The 4,381-nt window shown below is 34.6% G+C and carries 4 protein-coding genes; all 4 read left to right on the plus strand.

Annotated elements, in window-relative coordinates; genetic code table 11:
- The first annotated feature begins 43 nt into the window (after positions 1 to 43).
- The 4 genes from B5V89_RS19145 (at position 44) to B5V89_RS19160 (ending at position 4,037) form a co-directional block, all read left to right on the plus strand.
- Entirely contained in the window at positions 44 to 403 is a 360-nt protein-coding gene (locus B5V89_RS19145) for a YxeA family protein (protein ID WP_108073574.1), read from the plus strand.
- Positions 404 to 508: 105 nt separating this feature from the next.
- Positions 509 to 1,219, plus strand: a complete 711-nt coding sequence (locus tag B5V89_RS19150; protein ID WP_108073576.1) for a response regulator transcription factor — start codon at positions 509 to 511, stop codon at positions 1,217 to 1,219.
- Positions 1,220 to 1,221: 2 nt separating this feature from the next.
- On the plus strand, positions 1,222 to 2,640 hold the full coding sequence (locus B5V89_RS19155) for a sensor histidine kinase (protein ID WP_108073578.1): 1,419 nt from the start codon (positions 1,222 to 1,224) through the stop codon (positions 2,638 to 2,640).
- 434 nt (positions 2,641 to 3,074) lie between these two features.
- A complete protein-coding gene (locus B5V89_RS19160) occupies positions 3,075 to 4,037 on the plus strand; it encodes a bile acid:sodium symporter family protein (RefSeq protein WP_108073580.1) in 963 nt (320 codons plus the stop codon).
- Positions 4,038 to 4,381 lie beyond the last annotated feature (344 nt).

The following is a 4,381-nucleotide window of genomic DNA, read 5'->3' on the forward strand; positions in this document are numbered from 1 at the left end:
ATAAAAGTTTTGACAAAACGAAAATAGAGTGAGGGGTATATGAATGAAAAAGTCAATGATAGTGATTGGAATAGTATTAGTGATTTTAGTTGCTGGTGCAATTTTTATGCAAAATGTAAATCTTAATCGATTTGGTGCTGATGAATATTACACACAAATAAAAGGAAAAGGAACTAAAATGGAAGACAAAATGAGTGATGGAACGATTTATAAAAGATATGAATATAAATTACCGGCTTTTGATAAAGATGGCAACCAAAAAACATTCACATTTTCTGCTGACAAGCAGCTTCGCGAAAATGCGTATTTACTTCTGTTTGTGAAAGATGGAAAAGGTGTTACATCATATCAGGAAGTGACTGCTGAGGAATTACCTGAAAAAGTAGCTAAAATGTTGGAATAATGAGAAAAGAATCCTTTGAAAAAAGGGTTCTTTTTTGCTTTTTAGTATTATGGGTCTCGGATTATTTCCTTTATAATAAAGAAAAAGTTATGGAGGTATTTATGAATGTCGCTAAGTAACAAAACTGTTTTAATTATCGATGATGAAGAAGATATTTTAAGACTTATTAAAACGGTTCTAGTAAAAGAGGGAATTAACTATGTAGTGACGTCTACCACTGCGAAAGAAGGCATTGCTGAATTCCGACGAACACAACCGGATCTTGTTTTATTAGACATTATGTTACCAGATGGCGAAGGGTATGATGTATGTAAACAAATAAGAAATATCTCGAATGTGCCAATTTTATTTTTATCAGCGAAAACAGAAGAAATTGATAAAATTTTGGGCTTTGCCATAGGGGGAGATGATTATATTACAAAGCCATTTAGTCCTAAAGAGGTTGCTTATCGGGTAAAAGCACAGCTGCGAAGGGCAGATTATATGCAGGTGGATATAATAACAGATTCCATTATAAAAGCTGGCCCCTTTGAATTAAACGAGCAAAAAGCGCAAATTTTAAAGAATGGGGAAATCATTGAATTAAAGCCAAAGGAACTTGGATTAATGAAGTACTTCCTCCAAAATATTAATAAGGTGATTAGCAAGGAACGGCTTTATGATACAGTATGGGGTGAGGACAATTTTGGCTCTGACAATACGGTAATGGTTCATATACGGCGGCTGCGAGAAAAAATTGAAGCAGATCCCTCTCGCCCTAATTTTTTAATTACGATAAAAGGCTTGGGCTATAAATTCACTGTAGAGGATGAATAAGTGTGAAGTGGAAGTTGACTGGAAGATATATATTTTCCATCGTCTTAGTCGTTATTCTAGTTGTTTTCGTAAACATTTTTATTATATTTGCTTTATTAATAGCCCAGTCTGTTTTTAATATACCATTATTTCAAGGAAACGAAACATCTCCCGAACTTTTTACAAGACAATTTCAAGATAAAATTAATATAGTAAATAATCATGTGACTATTAGCAAATCAGGAAAAAAAGCGTTGATTGAAGAAAATGCATGGATCCAAGTTTTGGACGAACATGGTAAGGTCATTTATAACTATAGAACGCCTAAGGGCATTAAAAAAAATTATACGCCTTCAGAAATAGTTCAAACGTATAAATACAAGGAAGTTAATGCAGACACAACGGTTTTTGTTGGTGGGAAAAAGGAAAAATCCATTAATTACAGTTATTTTATCGGGATAGAGAACCCTAGTTTAAATCGCTATTTTATTTCGTATGATAATCGAAACATCTATCAAGTTGTTAAGGTTGTCGGAATTGTTTTTATTATAGACATTTTCATCGCCTTGCTAATTGGTTACTTTTATAGTAAACGTCTTACACAGCCTCTACAAACACTCATAAATGGAATCAAAAGATTGGCAAATAAAGATTACGCTGTCAATTATGAGCCTAAAGGAGTTTATAAAGATGTCTTTCATAATGTCAACTTTTTATCCGATCAGCTAACAGCCAATGAAAAGGAAAGAAAGAAATTGGAGATCATGAGAGAAGATTGGATTGGAAATATCTCTCATGATATAAAAACACCACTAGCATCCATACAAGGATATGCTGAATTGATTAAAGATCAAGATTATCATTTTTCTATAGAAGAAATAAGGGAGTACGCTGGAATTATTGAACAAAAGTCATTATATATAAAAGAGGTTATAGAAGATTTAAATTTAACCACAAGGTTGAAAAATAAAGCACTATCGTTAAACAAAAAAACAGTTAATATTGTTGCTTTTTTAAGAAATATTGTGATTGATATATTAAACGATCCTAAATATTCTAATCGTAATATTGTATTTCATGCAAATCAAGAGCAAATTCCTGTAGCAATTGATGAAATTCTATTTCGAAGAGCAATCAATAATTTAATTTATAATGCAATTGTTCATAATGATGAAAATGTACAAATAGATGTGATGATAGAGAAAAAAGAACGTACACATCTAACAATTAAAGATAATGGTAAAGGTATAGAGAGAAAAGAACTCGATAAAATTTTTGACCGTTACTATCGAGGAACGAACACCGGAGATGCACATAAAGGTTCTGGACTAGGGATGGCCATAGCTAAAGATATCATTCAGGAACATAAGGGAGAGCTTACGATTAGCAGTGAGATTGGTCACGGGACAACGATTGATATAAATTTTGAAGACCCATCGTAATCTTTCTTTAATTAAAGGAGAAGTTGTACGAGTAATTCATTAGACGCAAAATCGATTTTGATAAGCGGAGAAATTTCCCTTAATTGAGAAATTGCACCTAAAATACCTTAAATAAACGGAAAAATTCCGCCTATTAACGCGAAAAACGTGAAAATGAGTGATTTTGCTTTGCTTAATCGGAAAACCTCCGCTTAAATCCCACGAACCGGGCTCCATTTTGCTGGTTAACCGGAAATTATCCGCTTATATTGATTATCTTTAATGCAACAGGAGAGAACCAACTATATAGGGTTCTCTTTTTTTATTGATAAAAACTTAGATATTCTTAATAGAACGTCTAAAGCTCTAAAACTCCAAATTATCTAACTATTGTTTATTTTTAGTTATAGGTATATAATTTAGAACATTAAATTAATTTAGGGAAGGATCAAAAAATGAGAACTTTAGAACGTTTTAGTCAGTTTGTTAGTAGTACATTTGCCATTTGGGTGCTAATTTTTGCGGCATTTGCTTTCTTGTCGCCAAATACATTTTCTTGGATTGGCGAATATATTACAATTTTATTAGGCATTGTCATGTTTGGTATGGGTCTAACCATTACCGTAGACGATTTTAAAGAGGTATTAACGAGACCAAAAGATGTGGCTATTGGAGTAGTCGGTCAGTTTGTTATTATGCCTGGTCTTGCTTATCTTTTGGCAAAAGGACTTAATTTACCGCCGGAGGTTGCAATAGGAGTTATATTAGTTGGGTCTTGCCCGGGAGGAACTTCATCGAACGTTATGACATTTTTGTCCAAGGGAGATGTAGCACTTTCTGTAACTATTACGTCTATTACAACTCTTCTGGCACCTTTTGTTACACCAGCACTTATTTTATTATTTGCTAGTGAATGGGTTGATATAGCGCCAAGTTCGTTATTCATTTCGATTGTACAAGTTGTCCTTATTCCGATTATACTGGGAATCATCGTTCAAAAATTATTTAAAAAACCTGCACAAGCAAGTGTAAAAGTTTTACCGTTGATTTCAGTAGTTGCAATCGTAGCAATTGTATCTGCAGTAGTTGCCGGAAGCCAAGCGAAAATTGCAGAAACAGGATTGTTAATTTTTGCTGTTGTTATTTTGCACAACACACTCGGTTATTTGTTAGGTTACCTATTAGGAAAATTATTCAAAATGAATTTATCAAAGAAGAAAGCAATCGCAATCGAAGTTGGTATGCAAAATTCTGGATTAGGAGTTGCCCTTGCATCTGCTCATTTTTCACCTTTAGCAGCAGTACCAAGTGCAATCTTTAGTGTATGGCATAATATTTCAGGTCCCATTTTGGCAACCATCTTTAGACGTATGAAAGAAAAAGAAGAAGTAGTAGTTAACGAGAGTAAGGTTATATAAGAATAATAATAAAGTTGTCCCGCTTTAGGTATCATAGCTGCTTGATCTACACTTTTATCGGATCGCTTCCGGCTAATCCGATCCCATAAACTCGGAGGCGGCTTAGTTATCGGCCGCTTCAACCTCATTAGGTCCCATAGCACCCAAAGTTGCCCTGTTATCGGACTGCTTCGGGCTGTACCGAACCCATAAACGTAGAGGCGGGCATGCTATGGGTCCGCTTCAACTTCATTAGGTCCCATAGCACCCAAAGTTGCCTTGCTATCGGACTGCTTCGGGCTGTACCGAACCCATAAACGTAGAGGCGGCCTTGCCATGGGCCCGCTTTAACTTTATTAGGTCCC

The organism is Heyndrickxia sporothermodurans (assembly GCF_003055045.1).
GTDB lineage: Bacteria > Bacillota > Bacilli > Bacillales > Bacillaceae_C > Heyndrickxia > Heyndrickxia sporothermodurans.

Coding starts and splice junctions, on each gene's coding strand:
- B5V89_RS19145 (WP_108073574.1), top strand. CDS start 44: ATGAAAAAGTCAATGATAGTGATTGGAATAGTATTAGTGATTTTAGTT.
- B5V89_RS19150 (WP_108073576.1), top strand. CDS start 509: ATGTCGCTAAGTAACAAAACTGTTTTAATTATCGATGATGAAGAAGAT.
- B5V89_RS19160 (WP_108073580.1), top strand. CDS start 3,075: ATGAGAACTTTAGAACGTTTTAGTCAGTTTGTTAGTAGTACATTTGCC.